General features: G+C 66.0%; 20 protein-coding genes. 12 read left to right on the top strand and 8 right to left on the bottom strand.

The genetic code is table 11. The features are described from left to right. The coding region (locus tag ACFPU0_RS12385) for a cbb3-type cytochrome c oxidase subunit I (RefSeq protein WP_377693499.1) at positions 1 to 1,016 on the bottom strand (1,016 nt) is incomplete at its 3' end. Positions 1,017 to 1,124: 108 nt separating this feature from the next. Between ACFPU0_RS12385 and ACFPU0_RS12380 the strand changes: the two genes are divergently transcribed. Next, entirely contained in the window at positions 1,125 to 1,742 is a 618-nt protein-coding gene (locus tag ACFPU0_RS12380) for an alpha/beta family hydrolase (protein WP_377693300.1), read from the top strand. A 134-nt stretch (positions 1,743 to 1,876) separates the two neighbouring features. Next, positions 1,877 to 2,920, top strand: coding sequence for a RhuM family protein (rhuM, locus tag ACFPU0_RS12375; RefSeq protein WP_377693299.1), 1,044 nt, complete (start codon positions 1,877 to 1,879; stop codon positions 2,918 to 2,920). A gap of 7 nt (positions 2,921 to 2,927) precedes the next feature. On the opposite strand, the gene ACFPU0_RS12370 is transcribed toward rhuM, so the two are convergent. Both ACFPU0_RS12370 and acnA read right to left on the bottom strand, forming a co-directional pair. Then, entirely contained in the window at positions 2,928 to 4,493 is a 1,566-nt protein-coding gene (locus tag ACFPU0_RS12370) for a methyl-accepting chemotaxis protein (protein WP_377693298.1), read from the bottom strand. 235 nt (positions 4,494 to 4,728) lie between these two features. Further along, positions 4,729 to 7,413: an aconitate hydratase AcnA gene (gene acnA, locus ACFPU0_RS12365; protein ID WP_377693297.1), complete on the bottom strand. Its 2,685-nt coding sequence runs from the start codon at positions 7,411 to 7,413 to the stop codon at positions 4,729 to 4,731. 215 nt (positions 7,414 to 7,628) lie between these two features. Between acnA and rlmM the strand changes: the two genes are divergently transcribed. Further along, a complete protein-coding gene (gene rlmM / locus ACFPU0_RS12360; RefSeq protein WP_377693296.1) occupies positions 7,629 to 8,678 on the top strand; it encodes a 23S rRNA (cytidine(2498)-2'-O)-methyltransferase RlmM in 1,050 nt (349 codons plus the stop codon). 141 nt (positions 8,679 to 8,819) lie between these two features. Here rlmM and ACFPU0_RS12355 read toward each other — a convergent pair whose 3' ends face one another. Next, positions 8,820 to 8,990: a hypothetical protein gene (locus ACFPU0_RS12355; protein WP_377693295.1), complete on the bottom strand. Its 171-nt coding sequence runs from the start codon at positions 8,988 to 8,990 to the stop codon at positions 8,820 to 8,822. Positions 8,991 to 9,030: 40 nt separating this feature from the next. Then, positions 9,031 to 9,270, bottom strand: coding sequence for a hypothetical protein (locus tag ACFPU0_RS12350; RefSeq protein WP_377693294.1), 240 nt, complete (start codon positions 9,268 to 9,270; stop codon positions 9,031 to 9,033). Between the two features lie 169 nt (positions 9,271 to 9,439). On the opposite strand from ACFPU0_RS12350, the gene tusA reads away from it, so the two are divergent. Then, positions 9,440 to 9,679 carry a sulfurtransferase TusA gene (tusA, locus tag ACFPU0_RS12345; RefSeq protein ID WP_377693293.1) on the top strand — a complete coding sequence of 80 codons (240 nt, stop codon included), beginning with the start codon at positions 9,440 to 9,442 and terminating at the stop codon, positions 9,677 to 9,679. After that, positions 9,679 to 10,134, top strand: coding sequence for a gamma-glutamylcyclotransferase family protein (locus ACFPU0_RS12340; protein ID WP_377693292.1), 456 nt, complete (start codon positions 9,679 to 9,681; stop codon positions 10,132 to 10,134). The genes tusA and ACFPU0_RS12340 overlap by 1 nt, the downstream gene beginning before the upstream one ends. A gap of 190 nt (positions 10,135 to 10,324) precedes the next feature. Here the strand turns inward: ACFPU0_RS12340 and ACFPU0_RS12335 are convergent, their stop codons facing one another. Continuing rightward, the gene (locus tag ACFPU0_RS12335) at positions 10,325 to 11,707 is read right to left on the bottom strand and encodes an MATE family efflux transporter (RefSeq protein ID WP_377693291.1); all 1,383 of its coding nucleotides are present in this window, start codon (positions 11,705 to 11,707) and stop codon (positions 10,325 to 10,327) included. A 268-nt stretch (positions 11,708 to 11,975) separates the two neighbouring features. Here ACFPU0_RS12335 and pdxB point away from each other — a divergent pair, with 268 nt between their 5' ends. After that, positions 11,976 to 13,118 (top strand): 4-phosphoerythronate dehydrogenase PdxB, encoded by a 1,143-nt coding sequence (gene pdxB, locus ACFPU0_RS12330; RefSeq protein WP_377693290.1) that lies wholly within the window; start codon positions 11,976 to 11,978, stop codon positions 13,116 to 13,118. Between the two features lie 33 nt (positions 13,119 to 13,151). On the opposite strand, the gene ACFPU0_RS12325 is transcribed toward pdxB, so the two are convergent. Beyond that, positions 13,152 to 13,328: a PA1571 family protein gene (locus tag ACFPU0_RS12325; RefSeq protein ID WP_377693289.1), complete on the bottom strand. Its 177-nt coding sequence runs from the start codon at positions 13,326 to 13,328 to the stop codon at positions 13,152 to 13,154. A gap of 190 nt (positions 13,329 to 13,518) precedes the next feature. Between ACFPU0_RS12325 and ACFPU0_RS12320 the strand changes: the two genes are divergently transcribed. The 3 genes from ACFPU0_RS12320 to ACFPU0_RS12310 all read left to right on the top strand — a co-directional run bounded on the left by ACFPU0_RS12320 (position 13,519) and on the right by ACFPU0_RS12310 (position 16,994). After that, positions 13,519 to 14,646 (top strand): ATP-NAD kinase family protein, encoded by a 1,128-nt coding sequence (locus tag ACFPU0_RS12320; RefSeq protein ID WP_377693288.1) that lies wholly within the window; start codon positions 13,519 to 13,521, stop codon positions 14,644 to 14,646. Between the two features lie 71 nt (positions 14,647 to 14,717). Next, a complete protein-coding gene (locus ACFPU0_RS12315; protein WP_377693287.1) occupies positions 14,718 to 15,158 on the top strand; it encodes a thiol-disulfide oxidoreductase DCC family protein in 441 nt (146 codons plus the stop codon). 54 nt (positions 15,159 to 15,212) lie between these two features. Further along, a complete protein-coding gene (locus ACFPU0_RS12310; protein WP_377693286.1) occupies positions 15,213 to 16,994 on the top strand; it encodes an ABC transporter transmembrane domain-containing protein in 1,782 nt (593 codons plus the stop codon). A 102-nt stretch (positions 16,995 to 17,096) separates the two neighbouring features. On the opposite strand, the gene rne is transcribed toward ACFPU0_RS12310, so the two are convergent. Continuing rightward, positions 17,097 to 20,183 (bottom strand): ribonuclease E, encoded by a 3,087-nt coding sequence (gene rne, locus ACFPU0_RS12305; RefSeq protein ID WP_377693285.1) that lies wholly within the window; start codon positions 20,181 to 20,183, stop codon positions 17,097 to 17,099. 559 nt (positions 20,184 to 20,742) lie between these two features. On the opposite strand from rne, the gene rluC reads away from it, so the two are divergent. Genes rluC through sppA form a run of 3 tightly spaced genes read left to right on the top strand, consistent with a single transcriptional unit; the run spans position 20,743 to position 23,354 of the window. Then, positions 20,743 to 21,696 (top strand): 23S rRNA pseudouridine(955/2504/2580) synthase RluC, encoded by a 954-nt coding sequence (gene rluC, locus ACFPU0_RS12300; protein WP_377693284.1) that lies wholly within the window; start codon positions 20,743 to 20,745, stop codon positions 21,694 to 21,696. Next, positions 21,689 to 22,381 carry an HAD-IA family hydrolase gene (locus ACFPU0_RS12295; RefSeq protein WP_377693283.1) on the top strand — a complete coding sequence of 231 codons (693 nt, stop codon included), beginning with the start codon at positions 21,689 to 21,691 and terminating at the stop codon, positions 22,379 to 22,381. Before rluC ends, ACFPU0_RS12295 begins: the two co-directional genes overlap by 8 nt. Further along, positions 22,374 to 23,354 carry a signal peptide peptidase SppA gene (sppA, locus tag ACFPU0_RS12290; protein WP_377693282.1) on the top strand — a complete coding sequence of 327 codons (981 nt, stop codon included), beginning with the start codon at positions 22,374 to 22,376 and terminating at the stop codon, positions 23,352 to 23,354. The genes ACFPU0_RS12295 and sppA overlap by 8 nt, the downstream gene beginning before the upstream one ends. The last annotated feature ends 32 nt before the right edge of the window (positions 23,355 to 23,386 follow it).

Genomic DNA, 23,386 nt, shown 5'->3' with positions numbered 1-23,386 from the left:
GTGTAGTGGGAGAGGGCGTTGACGGTCTTGATGGCCATCATCGGGCCTTCGAAGGTGCTCATGCCGTAGAAGGCGAGCGAGACCACCAGGAAGCGCAGGATGGGATCGGAGCGCAGCTTATGCCAGGCGCCGGAGAGGGTCATCATGCCGTTGATCATGCCGCCCCAGGAGGGGGCCAACAGCACCAGGGACATCACCATGCCGAGGGACTGGGCCCAGTCCGGCAGGGCGGTGTAGTGCAGGTGGTGCGGGCCGGCCCAGATGTACAGGGTGATCAGCGCCCAGAAGTGCACGATGGACAGCCGGTAGGAATACACCGGGCGTTCGGCCTGCTTGGGCACGAAGTAGTACATCATCCCGAGGAAGCCGGCGGTGAGGAAGAAACCCACGGCGTTGTGGCCGTACCACCACTGGATCATGGCATCGGTGGCGCCCGAGTAGAGCGAGTAGGACTTGGTCAGGGTGACCGGGACCTCCAGGTTGTTCACCAGGTGGAGGAGGGCCACGGTGAGGATGAAACCGCCGAAGAACCAGTTGCCCACGTAGATGTGCTTGGTCTTGCGCTTGGCCACCGTGCCGAAGAAGACGATGGCGTAGCTGACCCAGACAATGGTGATCAGGATGTCGATCGGCCACTCCAGCTCGGCGTATTCTTTCGAGCTGGTCCAGCCCATCGGCAGGCTGATGGCGGCCAGCACGATCACAAGTTGCCAGCCCCAGAAGGTGAAGGCGGCCAGCTTGTCGGAGATCAGCCGGACCTGGCAGGTGCGCTGCACCGCGTAGTAGCTGGTGGCGAACAGCGCACAGCCGCCGAAGGCGAAGATCACCGCATTGGTATGCAGTGGGCGCAGGCGGCCGAAGCTGGTCCAGGGGAGGTTGAAGTTGAGTTCCGGCCATGCCAGTTGTGCGGCGATGAGAACGCCGAGCCCCATCCCGACGATTCCCCACACCACCGTCATGATGGCGAACTGGCGGACCACCCTGTAGTTGTAGGCGGTACTGGTTGCTGTGCTCATGTTATGGGCTTCCGTCCACGGTTTTTGGATTGCGTGGCAAGCATGGTGAAAGCCCCCCGGACGACCATTGATCTGGATCAATGGCCCCTAACTGACGGAGAAGACTGAATGCTGTTGTGGAACAGGCCGGATGAGCCGGCTTCAAGCACCCTGATCCTGGCCCATGGCGCCGGTGCGCCCATGGACAGCCCGTTCATGGAGGACATGGCGCAAAGGCTCGCCGCCCGTGGGGTTGCGGTGGTGCGCTTCGAGTTCCCTTACATGGTCGCGCGGCGCGAGGACGGCCGCCGGCGGCCGCCGAATCCCCAGGCACGATTGCTGGCCTGCTGGCGGGAAATCCATGCCCTGGTGCGACAGCAGGTCACAGGGAAGCTGGCAATCGGCGGCAAGTCCATGGGCGGGCGCATGGCCAGCCTGCTGGCCGACGAACTGGGGGCCGACGCCCTGGTCTGCCTGGGCTATCCCTTCCATGCCGTGGGCAAGGCGGACAAGCCCCGGGTGGCCCACCTGGCGGACCTGAGGAGCCCGACCCTGATCATTCAGGGCGAGCGTGACGCCATGGGCGACCGCCTCACCGTGGAGGGCTACAGCCTTTCGGATGCCGTCCATTTGCACTGGCTGGCGGCGGCGGACCATGACCTGAAACCGCTCAAGGCGTCGGGCTTGACCCACGAGCAGCATCTGGAGAGTGCGGCGGAGGCCGTGGCCGAGTTCCTGGCGAAATGATGCGGATTTACACGCACGCAGGAGTAGGACGGTAGATCGGGGAACAAGGACGTTCCTGACAGGCCAATCAGCCGCCGGGCCGGCGAGAGGCAAGCAGACTGCGGAGTCCATCAGCACAAGCAAGGGACTACGACATGGACGTTCTGCAGGAGCCACTGCCGGTACTCATCTACCAGCGCGAAGGGGAACACGTTACCGAGACCGAGGTGCGCCTCGACAAGGAGACCGTCTGGCTGACCCAGCGGCAGATGGCGGAGTTGTTCGACAAGGATGTGCGAACCATCAGCGAACACATAGGCAACGTGTTCGCAGAGGGCGAATTGGAAGAGGCGGCAACTATCCGGAATTTCCGGATAGTTCGGCAGGAGGGGCGTCGCGAGGTGGGGCGAGATGTCGAGCACTACAGCCTCGACGTCATCATCTCGGTCGGTTACCGCGTCAAATCGGTTCAAGGTACCCGCTTCCGCATCTGGGCCAACCGCGTGCTCAAGGAGCACCTGCTGCAGGGCTACACCCTCAATCGGCATCGTCTGAACCAGCAGCGCGAGCGGATCGAGCAATTGCAGCGGACCCTCACGCTGCTTCGCGAAGGCCTGATCGAGCAGGCCAGCCTGCCCGAGGCACGCGGGCTGGTCAGCGTCATTGCCGGATACGCCCGCACCTTCGTGCTGCTCAACCAGTTCGACAGCGAACGGCTCACCCGGGACGGCTTCGCCGAGGACATCCGTTATGTAATCGAGCCAGCCGATGCCAAGGCGGGAATCGCAGCGCTCAAGGCGGACCTGATCGGCAGAGGCGAGGCCAGCGAGCTGTTCGGCCGGCCCAAGGATGAAAGCTTCGAGGGTCTGCTGGGCAACATAGTGCAATCCTTCGGTGGTCAGTTCCTCTATCCCAGCATCGAGGAACAGGCCGCCAACCTGCTCTATCTGGTGATCAAGAACCACCCCTTCACCGATGGCAACAAGCGCATCGGCGCCTTTCTCTTCATCTGGTTCTTTGCAACGCAACCGGCATCACCTGAAGCCGGATGGCGAGTTGAAGATCAACGACAACGCCCTGGCTGCCATCGCCTTGCTGGTGGCGCAGAGCGATCCGTTGCACAAGGAGCTGATGGTCCACCTGATCATGGGCTGAGCCGAAGAAGAGAAAGGGCGCCTTGCGACGCCCTTCCTTCGTGACAGGGTTTCAGCGATTGAACCTGTCCACCAGGGAGTACTGCCCCTGGGCGGTGTGGGTCAGTTCTTCGCTGAGCAGGGCAGTGCGCTGGGCTTCGCCCGAGGTCTGGTCGGCCAGGTGGGCGATGCTGGCGATGCTCTGGTTGATCTGCTCGGCCACCGCGCTCTGCTCCTCGGTGGCGGCGGCGATCTGGTCGGCCATGCTGGCGATGTTGGCGACCGACTCGCTGATCCCCACCAGCGCCTGGTCGGCCTGGAGCACGCGCTCGACGCCTTCGTCCGCCTGACGGCGGCCGTTTTCCATGGTGTGCACGGCCTCGATGGCGGTCTTCTGCAGCTGGGCGATCAGCTGGTGGATCTGTCCGGTGGATTCGGCGGTGCGCTGCGCCAGCTGGCGCACTTCATCGGCCACCACTGCGAAACCACGGCCCATCTCGCCGGCGCGGGCGGCCTCGATGGCGGCGTTCAGCGCCAGCAGATTGGTCTGGTCAGCGATGCCCTTGATCACATCCACTACGCCGCCGATCTGGTTGCTGTCCTGGGCCAGGCGCGTCACGGTCTCGCCGGTTTCCCCCACCGACCGCGAAAGGCGCTGGATGGCCTCGCGGGTCTCGGCAGCGATGGTCCGGCCCTGGCTGGTCAGGCGGTTGGCTTGCTGGGTGGCATCGGCGGTGCGTTGCACGTTGTTGGCGACATCCTGGGTCGTGGCGGCCATCTGGTTGACCGCGGCGGCCACCTGTTCGGTTTCCACCCGCTGGCGTTCCAGCCCTTCGGAGCTGGTGTGGGCCAGGGCATCGGCCTCGCGGGCCTGTTGGGCGAGGTGCTCGGCGGTGTCCTGCAGGCGGGTCAGGCAGGTCTTGAGACGGGCTTCCTGGCTGAGCATGGCCATTTCCAACCGCGCCTGGACACCGCGGCTATCGGTGTACATCTGGGCTATCAGCGGGTCCGAGGTGGTCTGGTCGGCCAGGTGCAGCAGGCGCTTGATGCCACGGTTCTGCCAGGCCAGGCCGATGAGGCCCAGGGGCACCGAGAGCAGGGCCGCGAGGAGGAAGCCCCAATGGGAATCCAGCCAGGCGCCGATGAGGAAGCCGATCTGGCTGATCAGGATGAAGGGCAGCCAGTCCTGGAGTACTGGCAGCCAGCGGTCGCGCCGGGGAATGGCCGGCTTGCCGGTATTCAGGCGCTGGTAGAGGGCCTCGGCCCGGCGCACCTGCTCGGCGGTCGGCTTGACCCGCACGGATTCGTAGCCGGTGACCTGGCTGCCTTCGAAGATCGGTGTGACGTAGGCGTTGACCCAGTAGTGGTCGCCGTTCTTGCAGCGGTTCTTCACCACGCCCATCCAGGGCCGGCCCTTCTTCAGGGTGGCCCACATATGGCCGAATACCGCCGACGGCACGTCCGGGTGGCGTACCAGGTTGTGCGGCGAGCGGATCAGTTCTTCGCGGCTGAAGCCACTGATTTCGATGAATGCCTCATTGCAATAGGTGATGATGCCCTTGCTGTCCGTGGTGGAGATCAGGCGTTGTTCGGCGGGAAAGCTGCGCTCCCGCTGGGTGATGGGTTGGTTGTTTCTCATGGGTGTCCTTCCGCAAGGCCTACAGCATCTATCGGCATTCAGGCCCTAAGGTTGAGCCTTTTATTTTGCGCGCTAGTCTACCCGGATTACGCCCGGGCCCGCCCTGTGCGATGGCGGGGCGGATGGGGGAAAGGACCTCCTGGGGCTGATGCCTGCCAGGCAGGACGAAGCCCAACGATTGCAGTCGTTGGGCTTCGCGGGTTCAGGGGGGCGGTCGGGCCGATCTACCGGGAGATCAGTCCGCCAGCAATTGCCGCAGCACGTAGTGCAGGATGCCGCCAGCCTTGAAGTACTCCACTTCGTTCAGGGTGTCGATGCGGCACAGCAGCTGCGCCTGATGCTTGCTGCCATCCTCGCGGGTGATCTCCAGGCGCAGGTCCATGTGCGGGCGCAGACTGGCGCCGTCCAGGCCGCTGATGGCGAGGGTCTCATTGCCCGTCAGGCCCAGGCTCTTGCGGTTTTCGCCGTCCTTGAACTGCAGGGGCAGCACGCCCATGCCCACCAGGTTGGAACGGTGGATGCGCTCGAAGCTCTCGGCGATCACGGCCTTCACCCCCAGCAGGTTGGTGCCCTTGGCCGCCCAGTCGCGGGAAGAGCCGGTGCCATATTCCTTGCCGGCCACTATCACCAGGGGCGTGCCTTCCTGCTGGTAGCGCATGGCGGCGTCGTAGATCGCCAGCTTGTCGCCGCTGGGCACGTGCAGGGTGTTGCCGCCTTCCTCGCCTCCGAGCATTTCGTTGCGGATGCGGATGTTGGCGAAGGTGCCGCGCATCATCACTTCGTGGTTGCCGCGCCGCGAGCCGTAGGAGTTGAAGTCGGCAGGCTGGACACCATGCTCGCGCAGGTAGCGTCCGGCCGGGCTGTCGGCCTTGATGTTGCCGGCGGGGGATATGTGGTCGGTGGTCACCGAGTCGCCCAGCAGCGCGAGGATGCGTGCCTGGCCTACGTCTTCCACCTTCGGCGGGGCACCGGTGATGTCGGCGAAGAAGGGCGGATGCTGGATATAGGTGGAGTCCGCCTGCCAGGCGTAGGTATCGGACTCGGGCACCTTTATGGCCCGCCATTTGTCGTCGCCGGCGAAGACTTCGGCGTATTCCTTGCGGAACATGGCGGTGTCCACCTTGGCGATGGCTTCGGCGATTTCCCGCTGGCTCGGCCAGACGTCCTTGAGGTAGACCGGCTGGCCGTCCTTGCCTTGGCCCAGGGGCTGGCTGCCGAGGTCGATCCGTACGCTGCCGGCCAGGGCGTACGCCACCACCAGGGGAGGCGATGCCAGCCAGTTGGCTTTCACCAGCGGGTGCACCCGGCCTTCGAAGTTGCGGTTGCCGGAAAGCACCGAGGCCACGGTCAGGTCGGCCTGTTGTACGGCTTTTTCGATGGGCTCGAGCAACGGCCCCGAGTTGCCGATGCAGGTGGTGCAGCCGTAGCCCACCAGGTTGAAGCCGAGCTGGTCGAGATAGGGCGTCAGGCCGGCGGCGCGGAAGTATTCGGTCACCACCTTGGAGCCGGGGGCCAGCGACGACTTGACCCAGGGCCTGCGGGCCAGGCCCTTCTCCACGGCCTTCTTGGCCAGCAGGCCGGCGGCCATCATCACGCTGGGGTTGGAGGTGTTGGTGCAGGAGGTGATGGCGGCGATGACCACCGAGCCGTCTTCCAGGTCGAAACTCGCGCCATCGTCCAGCGTCACCCGGGGGTGGCCGGCAGCGCCGGTGGACTTGAGTTGCAGGTTCAGCAGGTCGTCGAAGGCCTGGGGCACCTGCGGCAACGGCACACGGTCCTGTGGACGGCGTGGCCCGGCGAGGCTGGCTTCGACGCTGGACAGGTCCAGGGCCAGGGTGTCGGTGAACACCGGCTCATGGCCGGGCTCGCGCCATAGCCCCTGCGCCTTGCTGTAGGCCTCCACCAGTTGCACCGTCTCGTCCGGGCGGCCGGACAGCCGCAGGTAGCCCAGGGTGATCTCGTCCACCGGGAAGAAACCGCAGGTGGCGCCATACTCCGGGGCCATGTTGGCGATGGTGGCGCGGTCGGCCAGGGGCAGGTCGGCCAGGCCATCGCCGTAGAACTCGACGAATTTCCCCACCACGCCCTTCTTGCGCAGCATCTGGGTGACGGTAAGCACCAGGTCGGTGGCGGTGATGCCTTCCTTGAGCTTGCCGGTGAGCTTGAAGCCGATCACCTCGGGAATCAGCATCGACACCGGTTGGCCGAGCATGGCGGCCTCGGCCTCGATGCCGCCGACCCCCCAACCGAGCACGCCGAGACCGTTGATCATGGTGGTGTGGGAGTCGGTACCCACCAGGGTGTCGGGGAATGCCCAGGTGACGCCGTCCTCCTCGCGCGTCCAGACGGTGCGGGCCAGGTATTCCAGGTTGACCTGGTGGCAGATGCCGGTACCCGGCGGTACCACACTGAAGTTGTCGAAGGCGCGCTGGCCCCAGCGCAGGAAGGCATAGCGCTCGCCGTTGCGCTGCATCTCGATTTCGACGTTCTGTTCGAAGGCGGCCTGGGAGGCGAAGCGGTCCACCATCACCGAGTGGTCGATCACCAGGTCCACCGGCGACAAGGGGTTGATCTGCTGCGGGTCGCCACCGGCCGCCGCCACGGCGGCACGCATGGCGGCCAGGTCGACCACCGCCGGGACGCCGGTGAAGTCCTGCATCAGCACCCGCGCCGGCCGGTACTGGATCTCGCGCTCCGAGCTGCGCGGCCCCAGCCACGCGGCCAGCGCCTTGAGGTCGGCCGCGCTGACGGTTTCGTCGTCCTCCCAGCGCAGCAGGTTCTCCAGCAGCACCTTCATCGACATGGGCAGTTTGTCGAGCGGGCCGAGGCGCCTGGCGGCTTCGGGCAGGCTGAAGTAGTGGTAGGTCTTGCCGGCGACTTCGAGGCTGCGGCGGCAGTTCAGGCTATCCAGGGAAGGCATCGCACTATCTCCTTTTGGCCCACACGGCATGGGCCGGCTGCACGTACAGAATCTAAGAAACTAGCTCTGCTTGGCGGGGCTCGCCATTTCAGCCGACCGGCTGGAGGCGCGCGGAGTTCCCCCGGCATAGGCTCAGTGTCTGTAGGAATTTACTCGAGGGCCTGTGTGAAAACGGCCGTCGCGCAACTATAGTGCGCGCCCAGGAGGAGCCCCCGATGAACACCCTGCTGTTGCACTGCCGCCCCGGCTTCGAGGCTGAGGTCTGTGCCGAGATCGCCGAGCACGCCGCCCGCCTGGCTGTGGCCGGCTACCCCAAGGCCAGGCCCCAGAGCGCCTGCGCCGAATTCGTCTGCAGTGAGCCCGGCGGCGCCGAGCGACTGATGCGCAAGCTGCGCTTCAATCAGTTGATCTTCCCCCGCCAGTGGGCCCGGGGCGAATACGTCCAGTTGCCGGAAACCGACCGCATCGGCGTATTGCTGGAAGCGTTGGCGGGCTATCCGGTCTGCGGCAGCCTCTGGCTGGAGGTGCTGGACACCAATGAAGGCAAGGAACTGTCCACCTTCTGCCGCAAGTTCGAGAACCCCTTGCGCGCGGCCCTGGCCAAGGCCGGGCGGCTCAAGGACGACCCGCAGCTGCCGCGCCTGCTGCTGACCTTCCGCAGTGGTCGCGAGGCCTTCGTCGGCCTGGCCGAATCGAACAATTCCGCGCTCTGGCCCATGGGCATCCCGCGCCTGAAGTTCCCCCGCGAGGCGCCGAGCCGCTCCACTCTCAAGCTGGAAGAGGCCTGGCACCACTTCATCCCCCGTGGCGACTGGGACAAGCGCCTGGCTCCGGGCATGACCGCCGTGGACCTGGGCGCCGCCCCCGGCGGCTGGACCTGGCAGCTGGTGCAGCGGGAGATCAAGGTGACCGCCGTGGACAACGGCCCCATGGCCGAGAGCCTGATGTATTCGGGCTTCGTCGAACACCAGCGCGCCGATGGCTTCACCTTCAAACCGCGGCGACCGGTGAACTGGATGGTCTGCGACATAGTCGAGAAGCCCGCGCGCACGGCCGCGCTGATCGAGACCTGGCTGGGCGAGGGCTGGTGCCAGGAGGCGGTGGTCAACCTCAAGTTGCCGATGAAACAGCGCTGCGCGGAGGTACGGAAGTTGCTGGCGCGCATCGACGATGGGCTGAAAGGGCGAGGGTTGAAGGTATCCATCGCCTGCAAGCAGCTCTACCACGACCGCGAGGAAGTGACCTGTCATTTGCGCAGGTTGTGATCGGTCCGCTGATGTGGGAGCGAATTCATTCGCGAATGAATTCGCTCCCACAAGGGTAGTACCGCAGGTTGGGCTGAGCTGGCGAAGTCCAACGATCGCGAGCACGGCGCATCGTCGGGCCGCGCTGCGCTTGGCGCCAACCTACGGGAGCTCGACCCGCTCCACCCAATAGCTCTGCTTGTGCCCCCGCGCCTGGTACTCCGCGACCAGGCACTCGGCTTCGTCGCGGGTCAGGCCGGCGCGCAGGACGAACACGTTGCCATTGTCATCCAGACGTTTTACGCACCATCGGCGCTCGGAATCTTCGGGCATGTCGCAGCCTCCCGGAATTCACTCCATGCTGCGCCGGCTTTCACTGACTGGCCAGGGGCGCGTCCAGGGGGCAGCAACGCGGGAAGGCTGATCCGCCCCTGGGAGTGGTTTCGCGCGGATTCCAGGAGCTGTTGAACAGGTACTGGCCGCTGAAGCCGCTGGTCTCGAGGCCCAGTTCATCACCCGGTTGGAGCAGCGCACTGGCGGCGGCCAGTTTCACCTGGCGGGCGGCGCAGCCCCCGAGCAGGAGGAGGGCGAGAAACAGGCTGGCGAGGCGCATCGGGATTTCCCCGGCAGGGATGACCCGTGCAGATTGCTCGAGTCGCCGGGCCGGCGGTGCTCATCCAGGGTTGTGTGCCGCTGTGCCCGGACGTCGCAGTCAAGGCCGGCAAGGCTGGGCGGATACGCCGCGTTGCGCCACAATAGCGGCCAGATTTTCGGAGTGCCCCATGTCCCAACAGCCTGATGCCATCCTCGACGCCACCGGCCTGAATTGCCCAGAGCCGGTGATGATGCTGCACAACAAGGTGCGCGACCTGCCGGCTGGCGGCCTGCTCAAGGTGATCGCCACCGATCCCTCGACGCGGCGCGATATCCCCAAGTTCTGTGTCTTCCTCGGCCATGAACTGCTGGACCAGTCCGAAGAGCAGGGAACCTACTACTACTGGATCCGCAAGAAGGCCGATTGATGTCCTTCTACTTCGCCTACGGTTCCAACATGAACCCGGCGCGCATGCGCAGCCGGGGCCTGGCCTTCAGCGAAGCCCTGGCGGGGCGCCTGGAAGGCTATGCACTATGCTTCGACAAGCGAGCCCACGACCGCCCCGGCCGCTCCTACGCCAATATCCGCCACCAGCGGGGCGGCGTGGTGGAGGGCGTGCTCTACCGGCTGACCCATGAGGACGAGATCTGGAAGATGGACCCGTTCGAGGGAACGCCCATTTTCTATAGCCGCGAGCGCATGCCGATCATCACCGGCCATGGCGTGCAACCGGCCTGGGTCTATGTCGCCAACCCGGCGATGCGTGAGGACGGCCTCCGGCCAACCCGTAGCTACCTGGAGCACCTGCTGGCCGGGCGGGATTACCTGACCCCGGCCTACTGGGAGGCCCTGGCCGCTGTCCCAGCCCATCCCGACGAGTAATGACCACGCGCGCTCGGCCGGGGGGAATCCGGATGTAGGGTGGAAATCGCCAAGCGATTTCCACCAGGCGAGGCCAATCCCCGCACCTGCGGGCAGGCACGCCAGGTGGACAGAAAAGCGCTGTCCACCCCCAGGCCCGGGCCGCCGTTACGGCCCATCCCGACGATTGAACCCTGTGGGAGCGAATTCATTACACCCTGATCCTTCTCCGTGAACTGCGCGCCAGCCGCAGGCTGAGCAGCACCGCCGCACAGGTCAGGCCCACCACCAGCCCCTGCCAGAGCCCCTTGGGCCCGCTCGGCTCACCCAGCCAGTCGCTCAGGCCAAGGGCGTACCCCACCGGCAGGCCGATGCCCCAGTAGGCGAAGAGGGTGATGATCATGGTCGCGCGGGTGTCCTGGTAGCCGCGCAAGGCACCGGCGGCAGCCACCTGGATGGCGTCGGAGAACTGGAACAGCGCGGAGTAGACGATCAGCATGGCCGCCACCGCGATTACCGCAGGATCGGGCGAATACATCTTCGCAATCAGTTCGCGGCACAACAGCATCAGGCTGGCGGACAGGCAGGCGTAGGCCAGCGCGGCGCCGATGCCGACGCCGGCGGAAAAGCGCGCCGCCCGTGGTTCGCCGCGCCCCAGGGCCTGGCCGACGCGCACGGTGACGGCCATCGCCAGGGCGTAGGGAATCATGAAAATCAGCGCGCTGAAGTTCAGGGCGATCTGGTGGCCGGCGACCACGGTGGCGCCCAGGCCGCCGATCAGCAACGCGATCACCGCGAAGATGCTCGACTCGGCGAATACCGCGATGCCGATGGGGCCGCCAATGGACAGCAGGCGCTTGATCACCGGCAGTTGCGGCTTGTCGAAGCGTTCGAACAGCCGGCTCGGCTTGTACACCGGGGTGCGGCTCACCCAGCTGAGCATGCCCAGCAGCATGAACCACATCACCATGCCGCTGGCCCAGCCACAGCCCACGCCGCCCAGGGCGGGCATGCCGAGGTGGCCGTAGATCAGGATGTAGTTCAACGGGATATTCAGCAGCAGGCCGCCGATCCCCAGCACCATGCTCGGACGGGTACGGCCAAGGCCGTCGCTGAAGCAGCGCAGCACGTAGTACAGGGCCACGGCGGGGAAACCGAAGGCGATACCCTGGAGATAGCCCATGGCGGGGTCGATCAGGTCCGGATCCACGTCCATCAGCTGCAGCACCGGGCGGGCGCCCTGCAACAGCAGGGCGCCGCACAGGCCCACCACCAGGGCCAGCCAGAGGGCCTGGCGTACCAGCGGACCGGTCTCTTCCTGCTTGCCGGCGCCAAAGCGCTCGGCGACCTTGGCGGTGGTGGCCAGCAGGATGCCGGTCATCAGCAGGAACACCGGAATCCAGATGGAGTTGCCGAGGGCAACGGCAGCCAGGTCGCGCGGGCTGACACGGCCAGCCATCACCGCATCGACGAAGCCCATGGCGGAGTTGGACAGCTGGGCGACCATGATCGGCGCCGCCAGCTTGAGGAGGGCGCGCAGTTCAGTGCTGGCACGGCTGAAACGGGGTTGGGACTGGGTCTGTGATAGTTCCATATCGATAAGGCATCCTCCGGGCGTACCGGTGGTGTCCATGCAAAAGGTGGCTGGCTGGGATCTGGATGCTGCCTGGTCGCGACGGGCTCGCGACCTTTCACTGTCCCAGCCTTTGCAGAAGAGGCTGCCGGCGGAACGGGACGTGGAGGCTGAGGGAGGCGTAGTCTACGCCCTGACGCCTTGGTCAGAAAAGAGGGGCCGTGGGTTGCCGCGCGGGCGCAGGTCGGGGCGATTGCGTAGAATGTCGGTCTCTCTGCTGGAGCCTGCCATGCGAATAGTTGCCGACGAAAATATCCCCCTGGTCGACGCCTTCTTCGGCGGCCTGGGCGAAATCCGCCGCCTGCCCGGCCGCGCCATCGATGCCGCTGCCCTCGCCGACGCCGACCTGCTGCTGGTGCGCTCGGTGACCCGCGTCGACCGTACCCTCCTGGCCGGGACTCCGGTGCGTTTCGTCGGCACCTGCACCATTGGTACCGACCACCTGGATCTCGACTACTTCCACGAAGCCGGCATCGCCTGGTCCAGCGCCCCCGGCTGCAACGCCCGCGGCGTGGTGGACTATGTGCTGGGCAGCCTGCTGGTGCTGGCCGAGGACGAGGGCGTGGACCTCGCCTCGCGCACCTTCGGCGTGGTGGGGGCCGGCCAGGTGGGCGGGCGCCTGGTGGACGTGCTGCGGGGCCTCGGCTGGCGGGTGCTGGTCTGCGATCCGCCGCGCCAGGCTGCCGAAGGCGGCGATTACGTCGATCTCGAGCACATTCTCCGCGAGTGCGATGTCATCAGCCTGCACACCCCCCTGAATGCCGCCGGCGACCATCCGACCCACCACCTGCTCGACAAGGGGCGCCTGGAGCGCCTGCACCCCGGCGCCTGGCTGATCAATGCCAGCCGTGGCGCGGTGGTGGACAACGGCGCCTTGCGCGAGCTGCTGGGGCGCCGCACCGACCTGCGCGCGGTCCTGGACGTCTGGGAGGGCGAGCCCCGGGTGGACGTGGAACTGGCGCGGCTGTGCCGCATCGCCACGCCGCATATCGCCGGCTACAGCCTGGATGGCAAGTTGCGCGGCACGGCACAGGTGTACCAGGCCTGGTGCCGGGCAAGTGGACAGGTGGAACGCGTGCAGCTGGATGAACTGTTGCCGGCGCCCTGGCTGGACGAGTTGACCCTGGATGCGGCTTGCGAGCCGGACTGGGCGCTGGCGACCCTCTGTCGCGCGGTGTACGACCCGCGCCGCGACGATGCGGATTTTCGCCGCAGCCTGGTGGGCGACGAGGCCCGGCGCCGGGCCGCCTTCGATGACCTGCGCAAGCATTATCCCGTGCGCCGGGAAATCGACGGCTTGCGGGTGCGGTTGAAGGGTGATGCCCCCGCGCTGGCGGGCATCGTCCGCGCCTTGGGCGCGGAACTGGTGTGACGAGGGGCCCGGGGTTGCCCCGGGCCTGGGATCTCACGCCTGTTTCAGCTCGGCGGACAACTGCTTGTGCAGCTCCTGGCAGGCACGCTGGATCATGCTCTCGGTGATCGGAATCTCACGGCCCTGGGCGTCGATGATGGCTCCGCCCACGGGACGGCGCTGCCGCAGCGGAATCACGCGGCGATCGGAAGTGCTGTCGTGCAAGCTCATGGCCTGTCTCCTCTTCAGGTAGTGCGCGCAGTCTAGGTAGGCTAGATGAACACGCAGTGACAGTCGGCGCCAATGGCGCGCCGGAAAAACGAAAGACCAGGAAAACTAGCAGCGAACATGCCAACTGCGAGTGTCCTGGTCCTGGTGGATGGACCCCTGCACGGGGTGCGAGTTCAGTACGAGGTTTAGCATGTCCACGTTCCATATGGGGCTGATTATCAACCCACTGGCCGGTCTGGGTGGCCCGGCGGCGCTCAAGGGCAGCGACGGGGTCGCCGCAGAGGCCCTCGCCAGAGGCGTCGAGCCCCGTGCGGCGTCACGCACCCGCCTGGCGCTGGAATGCCTGTTGCCGCTCGTCGGGCGCATCCAGTTCCTCACCTTCCCCGGTCCCATGGGCGCCGATCTGCTGGCGGAGATGGGCTTCTCCCATCGGGTACTCGGTCACCTCGACGGACCGGCGACCAGCGCCGACGACACCCGCCACGCCGTCGAAGCCCTGCAGGATTCCGGCGTTGCCCTGATCCTCTTCGCCGGTGGCGACGGTACGGCGCGGGATGTCAGCAGCGTGGTACGCGAGGGGCAGCCGGTGCTGGGCATCCCCGCTGGGGTGAAGATCCATTCCGGGGTCTACGCCATCAGCCCGCGTGCCGCCGGTGAGCTGGCGCGGCGCCTGGTGGCGGGCGGCCTGGTACGCCTGGCCAGCGGCGAGGTGCGCGACCTGGACGAGGCCGCGCTGCGCGACGGCAAGGTCGCGGCACGCTGGTACGGCGAGCTGACGGTGCCCGTGGAGGGCCAGTTCATGCAGCAGGTCAAACAGGGTGGCGTGGAGTCGGAAGAGCTGGTGCTGGTGGAACTGGCCGACTGGCTGGGCGACAGCTGGGAGGAGGGCGTGCGCTACGTCTTCGGTCCGGGCTCGACCCTCCATGGCCTGGCCGCCAACCTGGGGTTGGACACCACTCTGCTGGGGGTGGACGTGATCGAGGACGGCGCCGTGATCGCCCGGGACGTCACCGAAGCCCAGCTGTTCGAGCTGGTGAACGGCCATCCGACGCGCCTGCTGGTCACCGCCATCGGCGGCCAGGGCCATATCATCGGCCGCGGCAACCAGCAGGTCAGCCCGCGGGTGCTGCGCGCCATCGGCCTCGAACACCTGCGAGTAGTGGCCACCAAGCGCAAGCTCGGCACCCTGGAAGGCCGGCCGCTGCTGGTGGACAGCGGCGACCCGGCCCTGGACGAAGCCTTCCCCGATGCAGTGCGGGTCTGGGCCGGCTACAAGGAAGAGCTGCTCTATCCCCTGGGCTGGGGCGACGCGGACTGAGGCCATTCACCGGTTTCGCGGGAGGTCGGCTACCATCGAGGGCAGATTCCCGTGGATGCAGGACCATCGCGATGGATGCCGAGCAGTATCCGCCCCATATCCGCCCCGGCGAGCGCGTCGTGCTCTTCGATGGGGTATGCAAGCTGTGCAATGGCTGGGTGAAGTTCATCATCCGCCATGACCGGACGCGGCTGTTCAAGCTGGCCGCGGTGCAGTCTGCGGAAGGGCAGGCGATCCTGCGCTGGTTCGGCCTGCCCGCTGACAGCTTCGCAACCCTGCTCTATGTCGAGGGTCGCGTCCTGTTCGTCCGCTCCGAGGCCATTGCGCGCATCCTGCGCCAGCTGCCGGCGCCCTGGCCGCTGCTGGCGCTGTTCCGCCTCCTGCCCCTGGCCCTGCGGGACTGGTGTTACGACCGGATCGCCCGCAATCGCTACCGGCTCTTCGGCCGCTACGACAGCTGCCTGCTGCCGACGCCCGACCACGCGGGGCGGTTCCTCGATGCCCGCGATTGAATCCTTCTGCCTGGAGCGCGGGGTAAGGTTCCAGGCGAGCCGAACGAGGCGCTGATGCCATCCTTCCTTTCTTCTCGACAGCGCACTGCGTTGCGCATGGCCGGGCGCTTCGTCGCGCCTTACCGCTGGCGGGTGACGGGCGCCTTGCTGGCGCTGCTGTTCACCGCCGGAATCACCCTCTCCATGGGGCAGGGTATTCGCCTGTTGGTGGACCAGGGGCTGGCCACCCAGTCCGAAACCGCGCTGCGGCATTCGATCATGCTGTTCTTTGGCCTGATCCTGGCCCTGGCGCTGGGCACCTTCACCCGCTTCTACCTAGTGTCCTGGATCGGTGAGCGCTTCGTCGCCGACATCCGCAAACGGGTGTTCGACCACCTGATCGAGCTGCATCCCGGCTTTTACGAGAGCAACCGAGCGTCGGAAATCCAGTCGCGGCTGACTGCCGACACCACCTTGTTGCAATCGGTGATCGGCTCATCCCTGTCCATGGCGCTGCGCAACGGCATCATGCTGGTGGGTGGCATCGTCCTGCTCTTCATCACCAACCCCAAGCTCACCGGCATCGTGCTGCTGGCGCTGCCGCTGGTGCTGGCGCCCATCCTGGTGTTCGGGCGCCGGGTCCGGCGCCTGTCCAGGCAGAGCCAGGACCGCATCGCCGATGTCGGCAGCTATGTGGGCGAGACCCTGGGACAGATCAAGACGGTGCAGGCCTACAACCACCAGGCCCAGGACCGTCTGCGTTTCGCCCGTACGGTGGAGGGCGCGTTCGACACCGCGCGGCGGCGCATCACCCAGCGCGCCTTTCTGATCACCCTGGTGATAGTGCTGGTGCTGGGGGCCGTGGGGGTGATGCTCTGGGTCGGTGGCAGCGACGTCATTGCCGGGCGGATTTCCCAGGGGGACCTGGCGGCGTTCGTGTTCTACAGCCTGATCGTAGGTGCGGCCTTCGGCGCCATCAGCGAGGTGATCGGTGAATTGCAGAGCGCCGCCGGCGCGGCCGAACGCATTGCGGAGCTGCTCCAGGCGCGCAATGCCATCCAGGCTCCGGTGGAGGGGCGAATGGCGCTACCGCCGCGGGTCAGCGGGCGCATCGAGCTGGAGGCGGTGCGTTTCGCCTATCCGGGTCGCCCTGAAACGAATGCCCTGGATGGCGTCAGCCTGGATGTTCGTGCCGGCGAGACGCTTGCGCTGGTGGGCCCTTCCGGAGCGGGCAAATCGACGGTCTTCGAGTTGCTGCTGCGCTTCTTCGACCCCCAGGCGGGCAGCATCCGGGTCGAGGGGGTCGAGCTGCAACGGCTCGATCCTGCCGAGCTGCGCCGCTGTTTTGCCCTGGTGTCGCAAAGTCCCGCGCTGTTCTACGGCAGCGTTGAGGACAACATCCGCTACGGCCGAGCCGATGCCAGCGACGCCGAGGTGGAGTTGGCTGCTCGCGCGGCCCACGCCCATGAATTCATCACCCGCCTGCCCCAGGGCTACCAGACACGCCTGGGAGAGGGCGGTATCGGCCTGTCCGGCGGCCAGCGACAGCGCCTGGCCATCGCCCGCGCGCTGCTGGTGGATGCCCCCATTCTGTTACTGGACGAAGCCACCAGCGCCCTGGACGCGGAAAGCGAGCACCTCATCCAGCAGGCGTTGCCGGCCTTGATGAGCGGCCGTACCACCCTGGTGATCGCCCATCGCCTGGCCACGGTGCAGAATGCTGACCGTATCGCGGTGATGGAGCGGGGCAGGGTGGTGGCGATCGGCCGGCATACGCAGCTGGTGGCCAGCAGCCCGCTCTATGCACGGCTGGCGGAACTGCAGTTCGGTACCCGGACGGAGGATGAGCTGGACTAGCGGCTTCGGCGCGCCATCCGGATCGCATCCGGGCCGCCGGATATCGCAGGGCAACAAAAAAGGGGATGCCGATGGCATCCCCTTTTTCATTCAGGCCTGGCCTCAGACGACCGGTTTGGTCTCGTCCTTGGCTTCATCCTTTTCTTCTTCCTCGGCCTTGGGCTCGGCTTTTGCCGGTACCTCGACCTCGGTTACCACCGCCACCTGCTCGGGCTGTTCGGCGGGAGCCTCCACAGCCTGCTCGACGGCTTCCTCGACCTTCTGCTCGGCAGCAACCACTTCCTCTTCCACGCCGGTGACGGCGTGTGCGGCAGCGGCGACCGGTTCGGCGGCGGCTACAGCCTCGACGACCTTGGCGGCAGCCTCTTCGGCTTCCTTGGCCAGGCGCTCGGCTTCGCGCTGACGACGGCGCACTTCACGCGGGTCGTTGGCGGCACGGCCAGTGCTGGATGCCGTGCGAGCGGGCTCTTCGACCAGCGGCGCAGCGACCGGGGCTTCCTCCACCGGGGTGGCGGCCGGCGCTTCGGCCACGGCCTCGGCGACTTCAACGGCCTGGGGCGCTTCGACCACGGCCGGCGCCTCGATTGCCGGGGCTTCCACGACATCCGCAGCCTGTTCGGCGAGCGGCGCTGCTTCTTCCACCGGGGCAACGGCTTCGGCGGCAGGGGCTTCGACCGCCGGAACTTCGGCGACCGGCGCTTCGGCCTGGGCCAGGGTTTCGCTGGCGGCTTCGGCGACCACCTCGGTGGCAGCCACGGCGGTGGCGACTACGGCAGCGGCCTGGGCGGCGTCGGCAGGCGCTGCCTCCTCGGCGCCTTCCTGGCCTTCGGCCAGTTCTTCGCCATTGGCTTCACGCTGGCGCTCGCGGCGGTTGCTGCGGCGACGCTGGCCACGGGAGCGGCGACGTGGACGCTCGCCATCGGCGCCTTCCTGCTCGTCGTCCTGCAGCAGTTCCTCGTTGTTCAGCAGCTCTTCGTCGACCACCTCGGGCTGGGCGGCCAGCTCGGCGCGTGGCTGGCGCTCTTCGCGGGGTTGACGCTCTTCACGGGGCTGGCGCTCTTCGCGGGCGGGACGCTCGGCGCGCTCGCGGCGGCCTTCCTGACCTTCGCGGGCTTCACGCGGCTGACGCTCTTCACGAGGCTGGCGTTCTTCGCGAGGCTGACGCTCTTCACGGGGCTGGCGCTCTTCGCGCGGCTCGCGAGCCTGGCGTTCCTCGCGCGGCTGGCGCTCTTCACGTGGTTGGCGTTCCTCGCGGGGCGGACGCTCGGCGCGCTCGCGGCGGACTTCCTGACCTTCACGGGCTTCGCGCGGCTGACGCTCTTCACGCGGCTTGCGGTCTTCCTCGCGACGGCCTTCACGACCTTCGCGGCCTTCACGACCATCACGTCGGCGGTTCTGCTGGCGGCCGGCACGGCGCTCTTCACCGCGCGGCTGACGCTCGACGACTGGTTGCTCGGTCTCGACCTTGGGTTCTTCCTTGCCGGCGAACAGGCTCACCAGGGATTTCACCAGGCCCTTGAACAGGCTGGGTTCCGGAGCCGGTGTCGGCGGGGCCAGCGGAGCGGCCGGGGCAGGGGCCGGAGCCGGAGCGGGGCGCTCGGGGGATACGGTCTTCACCGCGGCTTCCTGGCGGACCAGGGTGCGGGTGGAGCTGACCGGCTGGGCGTCCTCGGCTTCGGCCGGGGTCATTTCGTAGCTGGACTGGTTGCTCAGCACTTCCGGGCTGTCGTCGCGCAGGCGCTGGACTTCGAAGTGCGGGGTTTCCAGGTGATCGTTCGGCAGGATGACGATGCGCGAACGGGTGCGCAGCTCGATCTTGGTGATGCTGTTGCGCTTCTCGTTGAGCAGGAAGGCGGCGACCGGGATCGGTACCTGGGCGCGGACTTCGGCGGTACGGTCCTTGAGGGCTTCTTCCTCGATCAGGCGCAGGATGGCCAGCGAGAGGGACTCGACGTCACGGATGATGCCCTGGCCATCGCAGCGCGGGCAGACGATGCCGCTGGTCTCGCCGAGGGACGGACGCAGGCGCTGGCGGGACATTTCCAGCAGGCCGAAGCGGGAGATGCGGCCGATCTGCACGCGGGCGCGGTCGGCTTCCAGCGCTTCGCGGACTTTCTCTTCCACTGCGCGCTGGTTCTTGGCCGGGGTCATGTCGATGAAGTCGATGACGATCAGGCCGCCGATGTCACGCAGGCGCAGCTGGCGGGCGATCTCTTCGGCCGCTTCCAGGTTGGTCTGCAGGGCGGTTTCCTCGATGTCGCCACCCTTGGTCGCGCGGGCCGAGTTGATGTCGATGGACACCAGGGCTTCGGTCGGATCGATGACGATGGAACCGCCGGACGGCAGCTTCACTTCGCGCTGGAAGGCGGTTTCGATCTGGCTTTCGATCTGGAAGCGGTTGAACAGCGGAACGCTGTCCTGGTAGAGCTTGATCTTGCTCTGGTACTGCGGCATCACCTGGCGGATGAAGCTCAGGGCTTCCTCGTGGGCCTCGACGCTGTCGACCAGCACTTCGCCGATATCCTGGCGCAGGTAGTCACGGATAGCGCGGATGATGACGTTGCTTTCCTGGTAGATCAGGAAGGGAGCGCCGCGCTCGCCGGAGGCTTCCTTGATGGCGCTCCAGAGTTGCAGCAGGTAGTCCAGGTCCCACTGCAGCTCTTCGCTGGAGCGGCCGAGGCCGGCGGTGCGGACGATCAGGCCCATGTCGGCCGGAGCGTTGAGGCCGTTCAGCGCTTCACGCAGTTCGTTGCGTTCTTCGCCTTCGATGCGACGGGAGATGCCGCCGGCGCGGGGGTTGTTCGGCATCAGCACCAGGTAGCGGCCGGCAAGGCTGATGAAGGTGGTCAGGGCGGCGCCCTTGTTGCCGCGCTCTTCTTTCTCGACCTGGACAATGACTTCCTGGCCTTCGCTGAGCACTTCCTTGATGTTGATGCGGCCTTCGGGGGACTTCTTGAAGTACTCGCGGGAAATTTCCTTCAGAGGCAGGAAACCGTGGCGCTCTGCGCCGAAGTCGACGAAGGCGGCTTCGAGGCTGGGTTCGATGCGAGTGATACGGCCCTTGTAGATGTTGGCTTTCTTCTGCTCGCGTGCGCCCGACTCGATGTCCAGGTCGTACAGGCGTTGGCCGTCGACCAGAGCAACACGCAACTCTTCGGGCTGAGTTGCGTTAATCAGCATTCTTTTCATGTGGTACCAATGGGTTTCCGGGCTTCCGGAAACGGCGATTGGCGCACACGACTCTCGCGGTCGGTGTCAGGTGCGTGTCAGGGGCGGCGGGCCGTCCCCGTGTCCAGCGAATCCAGCCAGTGGGGCGGGATTCGCGACTACGTCTCCTGCTTGCTGTGTCGTGACAGAAGCACTTGGTCAGGAAGAGGAATCAACGGTCGGCAGCGGACGAAATGAAGCGTCTTGAAACTACGCAATCCGACGGTTGTGCATCTCCACCCTACACTTGTCCCTTGAAAATCGGGTGCCGCTCGCTGAATCCGTAGCGGGTTGCATTTACCGCGATCTCCCGTTGGAAGGGGCGATCACGCGTCATGGCTCGAGGCTTTGATTTCGGAAAATTCGCGGTCATTGCGGCGAATTTTCTGTCGGACGGCCTTACGTCCTGAAAGGGTTGCAGCGGCTGGGGGTGGCAGTTTTGGCGAACACCCCGAAACCAGGCCGCTTTTGGCGGCGTTCGCGACTATAGCAGTAATCATTAAGTGCTTCAAATCCATAAAAAATTGTTATGATGCGCGCCATGACTACTCCTGCCTCCCCAACCTCCGGCGTTCAGCTGCTTGAGGTTGCGCCGGAATATGCCGGCCAACGCATTGATAATTTCCTACGTACCCAGCTGAAGGGCGCGCCGAAAACGCTCATATATCGCATCCTGCGCAAGGGCGAAGTTCGCGTGAACAAGGGGCGCATCAAGCCGGAATACAAGCTGCAGGCTGGCGACGTCATCCGGGTCCCGCCATTGCGTCTGTCCGAGCCCGACGAGCCGGCCCCGGTGGCCCAGGGCCTGCTGGAACGCCTGGAAAGCGCGATCGTCTATGAAGACAAGGCGCTGATCGTGCTGAACAAGCCGGCCGGCATTGCCGTGCATGGCGGCAGCGGCCTCAGTTTCGGGGTGATCGAAGCCTTCCGCCAGTTGCGCCCGGAGGCCAAGGACCTGGAGCTGGTCCATCGACTGGATCGGGATACCTCCGGGCTGCTGATGATCGCCAAGAAGCGCAGCATGCTGCGTCACCTGCATGAGGCCTTGCGTGGCGACGGTGTCGACAAGCGTTATCTGGCGCTGGTGCGTGGCAGTTGGCCGACTTCGAAGAAAAAGGTCAGTGCGCCGCTGCTGAAGAACAACCTGCGCTCCGGTGAGCGTATGGTCGAGGTGAATCCCGAGGGCAAGGAGGCGCTGACCGAGTTCCGTGTGGTGCGTCGTTTCGGCGAGTTCGCCACTCTGGTGGAGGCCAGCCCCATCACCGGACGCACCCACCAGATCCGCGTGCATGCCAAGCACGCCGGCCACTCCATTGCCGGCGACCCCAAGTACGGGGATGAGGATTTCACGCGGGAGATCCGTGAGCTGGGTGGCAAGCGCCTGTTCCTGCATGCCCATTCCCTGGCGATCAGCCTGCCGGATGGCGGTGAGCTGAAGCTGGAGGCGCCGGTGGATGAAATGTGGCAGAAGACCCTGGAGCGTCTCGGTGCCTGATTACCAACTGCTGATCTTCGACTGGGACGGTACCCTGGTCGATTCCATCGCGCGTATCGTCGAATCCATGCGCGTGGCGGCCGATGCGGGTGGCCTTCCCTGGCGTGACGACACCGCCATCAAGGGTATCATCGGCCTTGGATTGCCGGAGGCCATCGCCACGCTGTACCCGGAAATCGACGATGCGCAGGGTATCGATATCTTCCGGCGCCGCTATGGTGAGCACTACAACGCCCTGGAAAGTCAGCCTTCACCTCTTTTCGATGGGGTGGGCGATGCGCTGGAAGCCTTCCGTGATCAGGGGTATCGCCTGGCGGTAGCCACTGGCAAGAGCCGTCGCGGACTCGATCATGTGCTCGCGGGGCGCGGCTGGCTGGATTACTTCGATATCACCCGCTGCGCCGATGAGACCGCCAGCAAGCCGGATCCGTTGATGCTGCGGGAAATCCTCGCGTATTGCGGTGTGGCGGCCGAGCGTGCGCTGATGGTGGGGGATTCGCCCTTCGACCTGCGCATGGCGCATCGGGCGGGAATGGATGCCGTGGCGGTGGGCTATGGTGCCCAGCCGCTTGCTGAGTTGCTCAAGGAGTCGCCGAAGCTGGCGATCGAGCGTTTCGAAGAATTGCGTCACTGGCTGGAAGGTAATCCGAGCCGGCAATCCCGAGGAGTGGAGCTCTATGTCTGACGAGTGGAAAGAATCGGCTGCCGACAAGGCTGACGAGAAGAGCTGGAAGCTGCTGGAGAAGGCAGTCCTGGCCGGCGTGCAGGAGCAGCGTCGGGCGCGACGCTGGGGCATTTTCTTCAAGTTGTTGACCTTCCTCTATCTGTTCATCGCCCTGGCGCTTTTCTTGCCGGCGTTCGATCTGCAGAAGAGCGCGGCGCGCAGTCAGGAGCACACGGCTCTGGTGGAGGTCCGCGGCATGATCGCCGACGAGGAGGCGGCCAGCGCGGACAATATCGTCACCGGCCTGCGCAAGGCGTTCGAGGATCCGAAGACCAGGGGCGTGGTGCTGCGCATCAATAGCCCGGGCGGCAGCCCGGTGCAGTCCGGTTACGTCTACGACGAGATCCGTCGGCTGCGTGCGGAGCACAAGGACATCAAGGTCTACGCGGTGATTTCCGACCTGGGCGCTTCGGGTGCCTACTACATTGCCAGTGCGGCGGACGAGATCTATGCCGACAAGGCCAGCCTGGTGGGCTCCATCGGGGTTACGGCGACCAGCTTCGGCTTCGTCGACGCCATGGGCAAATTGGGCGTCGAGCGTCGCGTCTATACCTCCGGCGAGCACAAGGCGTTCCTCGATCCCTTCCAGCCGCAAAAGCCGGAGGAGATCGAGTTCTGGCAGGGCGTGCTGAATACCACTCACCAGCAGTTCATCGAGAGCGTGAAGAAGGGGCGTGGCGACCGCCTGAAGGTCGACGGGCATCCGGAGCTCTTCAGTGGCCTGGTCTGGTCCGGCGAGCAGGCGCTGGAGCTGGGCTTGGTGGACAAGCTGGGCAACGCCAGCTTCGTGGCGCGGGAAGTGATCGGTGCGAAGGAGATTGTCGATTACACCGTGCAGGAGTCGCCGTTCGATCGCTTCTCGAAGAAATTCGGCGCCAGTGTTGCCGAGCGCCTCGCGCTGTGGATGGGCCTGCAGGGGCCGTCGCTGCGTTGAGGTGCGATCCTTTGTGGAAGGACGAGCCCGGC

The sequence above is a fragment of the Pseudomonas sp. GCM10022186 genome (assembly GCF_042656385.1).
Taxonomy (GTDB): domain Bacteria; phylum Pseudomonadota; class Gammaproteobacteria; order Pseudomonadales; family Pseudomonadaceae; genus Metapseudomonas.
The sequence above is the reverse complement of the archived record's forward strand: the minus strand, read 5'-3'. Positions and strand labels throughout refer to the sequence as shown.